This is a genomic window from Saccharospirillum impatiens DSM 12546, assembly GCF_000423605.1.
GTDB lineage: Bacteria > Pseudomonadota > Gammaproteobacteria > Pseudomonadales > Natronospirillaceae > Saccharospirillum > Saccharospirillum impatiens.
Genome location: NZ_AUIH01000105.1, coordinates 1 through 4,774 on the forward strand (window position 1 = coordinate 1; position 4,774 = coordinate 4,774).

At 49.1% G+C, this 4,774-nt stretch carries 4 protein-coding genes; 1 reads left to right on the forward strand and 3 read right to left on the reverse strand.

The window, feature by feature from the left end; translation table 11 throughout:
* Positions 1-588: 588 nt before the first annotated feature.
* The 3 genes from G565_RS0120360 to G565_RS0120370 form a co-directional block, all read right to left on the reverse strand.
* Positions 589-2,178 (reverse strand): sulfatase family protein, encoded by a 1,590-nt coding sequence (locus G565_RS0120360; RefSeq protein ID WP_028672457.1) that lies wholly within the window; start codon positions 2,176-2,178, stop codon positions 589-591.
* A 218-nt stretch (positions 2,179-2,396) separates the two neighbouring features.
* Positions 2,397-3,362: a TauD/TfdA dioxygenase family protein gene (locus G565_RS0120365; RefSeq protein ID WP_051208344.1), complete on the reverse strand. Its 966-nt coding sequence runs from the start codon at positions 3,360-3,362 to the stop codon at positions 2,397-2,399.
* A 255-nt stretch (positions 3,363-3,617) separates the two neighbouring features.
* Positions 3,618-4,442 (reverse strand): amidohydrolase family protein, encoded by an 825-nt coding sequence (locus G565_RS0120370; protein WP_028672459.1) that lies wholly within the window; start codon positions 4,440-4,442, stop codon positions 3,618-3,620.
* Between the two features lie 123 nt (positions 4,443-4,565).
* Here G565_RS0120370 and G565_RS25245 point away from each other — a divergent pair.
* Positions 4,566-4,774: transposase (locus tag G565_RS25245; protein WP_037339735.1), on the forward strand; the 209-nt coding region annotated here is incomplete at its 3' end.

Sequence of the window (4,774 nt, forward strand, 5' to 3'; positions counted from 1 at the left end):
CATCGCTCTTAGCCAGAAGATGCTCGACATCCTGAACTGTTTTATTAATATCGATGGGGTTGTGAGCCATTAAATAATGCTGCCGCCGTTAATTGATGCGAGTATTATCGCATGCTTTTTTATGGGCGATTTTTTCCTCCTGTGTGGCGTTCTGAAGCGTTTTATAATGTTGGAGGCGGCTCGCTATAGATGATAGATGAGACCACCCCTGACGTGCAATTCCGGGCCAATTTGGCGGACTGTCAGGGAGTTGGTGAAAAATCTGTGCAATCAGGAAAAGTCAAAAAAAACCTGTCAAGCCTTTTTTGATATTATTTCGCTGAATAGTTACCTTTATTCTTGAATTGCACCCTTCGTTTTATACCATTAAGTGAAATCCCTTCAATACTCGCAGTTATTACCAGGAATGGTTACAACTACACTTCAGGACCAATTATTTTTGGTGAATAACAATTACATACCTATTCTAGTGAATTTGTACACCATATTTTTAAATGGCTTGCGCATAAAAACCTATACAAAATCAATAATATGGCCCACACACTGTGCGATTTTGCTAAACGCACAAAATATTCTTGAAAAAAGTAGTCAGGCCAAGCTTGTAGGCAGCGGTACTCGGTCTACACAGGCTATTTCCTCCCGCACGAGACACTCCATGAGATCTGACCGAATTGATGAGTAGCTAGGGTTGTCCCACAAATTATGAAACTCACCGGGGTCATTCTTTAGGTCATATAGTTCTCCCCACTGCGCATTGTGAAATACGCTTAACCGCCAATTATCGGTGATCAGACTGTGTACCCGAGGAGGTCCGCTTAACCCTGGGTGACTTCGTTGATGGTCAAACTGAACGAATAATGCGTTACGATCGAAACCTTTACGCCCCTCTATAACCGGAAGCAGCGACTGGCCTTGAATACCAGAGTAAGGCTCCAATCCAGCGCGATCGAGAATGCTCGCAGCAATGTCCAGAGTTGATCCCAAGGCTTTGCTTGTGCGAGCGGATGCTGAAGGCTCAGACCAAATGAAAGGTACCCTGGTAATGTCCCGATATTGTTCCGCACCTTTCAGCAACAACCGGTGTTCACCTAGATGATCACCGTGATCGGCGGTAAACATTGTCACCGTTTCTTCTGCTAGCCCGGCTTCCTCCAGCGCCGCCATAACCTGACCCACAGCATCATCAACGAGCGCTATCATACCGCACGTTAGAGCCCGGGCCTCGCACGCCTCGCGTTCGCTAATTCCAAGGCTGTTCATTCCATTGAGTAAAGCTCTACCATCGGTTCGCGAATCGAATACAGCCTGGACATGCGGTGGCGGAGTCCAGTCATTGCGGCGGAATGCTTCTGGAACCGGCATATCTTCTGGACTGTAAAGGTTCCAGTAATCCCCTGGCGGATTGAATGGATGATGCGGGTCCGGAAAGGAAACCATTAGAAAAAATGGGGTCTCATCATCGTGCTCACTAATAAAAGCTCTGGCGCGCTCGGCAATGTAAGAGGTCGGATAGAGTTCAGTGGGCAAGGCTGTGCGGACAGCTTGTGGACACTGATAGTCGTGTGGTAATTGATTCTCAGAACCTATCAGCGTCGAGGCGTTGGGTGCTCGCTCGGAAAGCCAACTGACGTAATCCCCTCCAACACCGTCGCCGTGCCCGGTGACGATGTCAACTCGGTTAAAACCATAAAATGGCAGATCAATCTGAGGCCTATCCTGTGACCAGAAACCCGGTTGTTCATAGCCGTACTCGGATCCGTCCAACTTATCTCGAACCGCTTGAGCCAAGTGAGAAGGTGGTGCCTTTAGATTAGGATCACTCTCCCTTTTCTCAAGTACTGGAGGACTGCTCACAAAGTTTTGTAGATGGCTTTTCCCGACCAGGGCAGTCTCGTAACCAGCCTCTCGAAGCAACTCAACAAAGGTCACCTGGTTGGAGCTCAAAGGAATGCCATTGTGCCTGACGCCGTGTAATGATGGCATCCGTCCAGTCATTAAACTTGCACGGTTCGGCATGCACACAGGGCTAGCTACCTGGAAGTTCTCAAACCGAGTCCCGTGCTTGGCTAACGCGTCAATATTCGGCGTTTTGAGCACGGGATGACCATAGCATCCCAAGTAATCGGCATGGTGCTGATCAGTCATGAAGAGAATAAAATTGGGTCGTTTGGCAGTCATGAAAGAAGGTGTCCTTGCTCGGAATACGCTGGAATGGATCTACTAATTTTTGCAAGAGGAAATCTGATTCTGAATTTCTTAGGCGCACCACTGGACAAAGGGAATTGTCATCCAGATAAACGACCGCTTCGAAGCAGAGTACCCTCTATATATTAATGCTGACCACTAAGTGAGTACCTTTTATAGACACTCAACTCAGTTATCATTCACCGCAGTGACTAATCTTCATGTTGGCGCTTAGCGCGAGTTTTGAACGCGGTCACTGGTGGCATCAAATAGCGTCGAAGGTCGGCCACATCAACTGGTTCAACATCGTCACAAGGCCGATCGCCAGCAATGGTAACTCTTTCCATCAAACGGCGTTGAGGGTAGTAGTCATGAACTGCTGAATGCTGCACAGAACGATTGTCCCAAAAGACCACCATATTCGGCTCCCAGTGATGACGATACTGGAACTCATTACGCAACGTTTTACGGTATATCATGTCCAGGATGGTTCGACTTTCGTCCTCCTCCATTCCTTTGATAGCCAATGTAAACTGAGGGTTGACGAAAATTGACTTTTTACCGGTAACAGGATGAATTCGTACAACGGGATGTTCAACTGGCGGAAATCGGTCTTCAAACTGGCGAAGTTTACGGATGCCATCTGCAGTCTGATCGAACAACATCCGAAACGGTTTGAAATCATGAATCGCTACCAAACCAGACAGGAATCGCTGCATACGGTCAGACAACCCTTCGTAAACAGCTTCCATACTTGCAAAGTTTGTGTCACCACCCAACTCTGGAATGATCTTTGAGCAGAGAACTGTTCCCATTGGCGGGCAATCCCGGAACGTCTCGTCCGTATGCCATATGTCAGTTGGGGCCGGAGGGTTTCCCTCCTTGTTATCGTAGACAATCAACTCCGGAGCTTCTTTCGCACTGGTAGAGAAAGGGTGAACTGTCAACTCACCAAAGTAACGACCAAATCGACGCAGGTCCTCCGAAGAAATGTTCTGGTCGGGAAAGGCAAGCACTCCATGGCGAGCGTGGGCTATCCTGATAGCCTCAGCGGTAGCATCATCAAGTGGCCGTGATAAGTCGACCCCTCGTACTTCCGCACCAATAAAGACACCATTGCGCTTTATGCTTAGACTGGCAACTTTATCATTGTTCTTGGCAGTGGTTGATTGAGTCATGTAGAGATCCTCCCGGTAGGGTAGACACTTCATATATTTGGGTCAATGACCCGTCCATGTCCCTATTCTTGATGAAGCTTAAACTCCATGAAAGTGATATACCCGGCAGTAACATGAGTAGTTTTCCGCCTAACAGTCTGTTGAATTTCCATGAATTTCAGCCAACTGCTTCCGAAACACAGAAGTTCCGGAAAAAATCATCTTTTTTGCTTAAACGGTTGTTGAAAAAGGCAGGACGCGCTTTTCAACAACCGTCTAAATCTCAGTCCGGTAACGAGTCAACAGTCGCCATGAAGCAGCGAGCACGTCTGATCCAACCCGACTCGCCTCAAGCCCGTTGCGACTCTGATCACGATCAAATATTGGAGCGTCTGTGCCGAACAACAGCCGATCAACGCCAAATACTTCCGCAGCCATGTCGATGGCGCGCGGTCCGAACGTAGCGGTATCAACACACACTCGACCCAACTGTTCGCCGGGAGGCAGTGAGTCGGGGGCCCGTAGCTGCTGAAGGTGATCCATACGCTCTACGAGCCAGGCAAGATTGCCCCCCAAGTTGGCTACCTGGACTGTCAGGTCTGGGTAGGGGGAGAGGCAATCGGTTAGACAGAGTGTCAACATGGCTTCGGAAACTGCAGCTTGCACGCTCAGCACTGAATGACGAAGTGCGGTATTCAGAGGGCTGGATACATCCTCTATGGCTGCTGGGTAAGTCCGTCCAGGCCATGGGCCGGGATGCAAAAAAAGATGGGCACCGAGTCGGTTAAGGCAAGCAAGCAATGGGTGTAAAATGGCCACGTCCGTTGGACTTCGAAAAGCATCGATTGGCAAAATTGCGCCAATCAAACCACTGGCGATCGCCGTTTCCAACTCGTGTTTTGCTTGATCGAGATCCTGCAAAGGCAGCGCTGCCAGACCGCTGAAACGTTTGGGATATGTTCGACATAGCTCAGCAAGATCGCGGTTGTAACCGGTCAATAACGGTACCGCTTCGCTTGCTGGCAGAGTGTCCACTCCAAATAGTCCAGCCAGTGACAGCACTCCATGATCAATCCCGGCCGCGTCCATCTGAGCAAGCATGAGCCTAGCCCGGATATTTCACCAAACTGGGTATTCGGATAGCAAAACGGCTTTGGAAAGTTGATAATAAGGTTGCGACACCATTTATTTTCAACCACCAAAGCCGTAACGGAATGCTACCACATGACTTTGTCCCTTTCTCCTCTAAAACGCCGTAAGGTTGAAGTCGACTTTACCGGTGGTGATCTAACGTCAGACGCCGGACTGGTGCTCTTTCGCGAAGTCGACAAAAAGCTCGGCCTGTCACGCCAACTGGATAAGGTCTTGGACGATCCTCGTTGTACCGGGCGGGTTCTGCACCCCCAGATTGACCTGCTGCGTCAGCGCCTGTT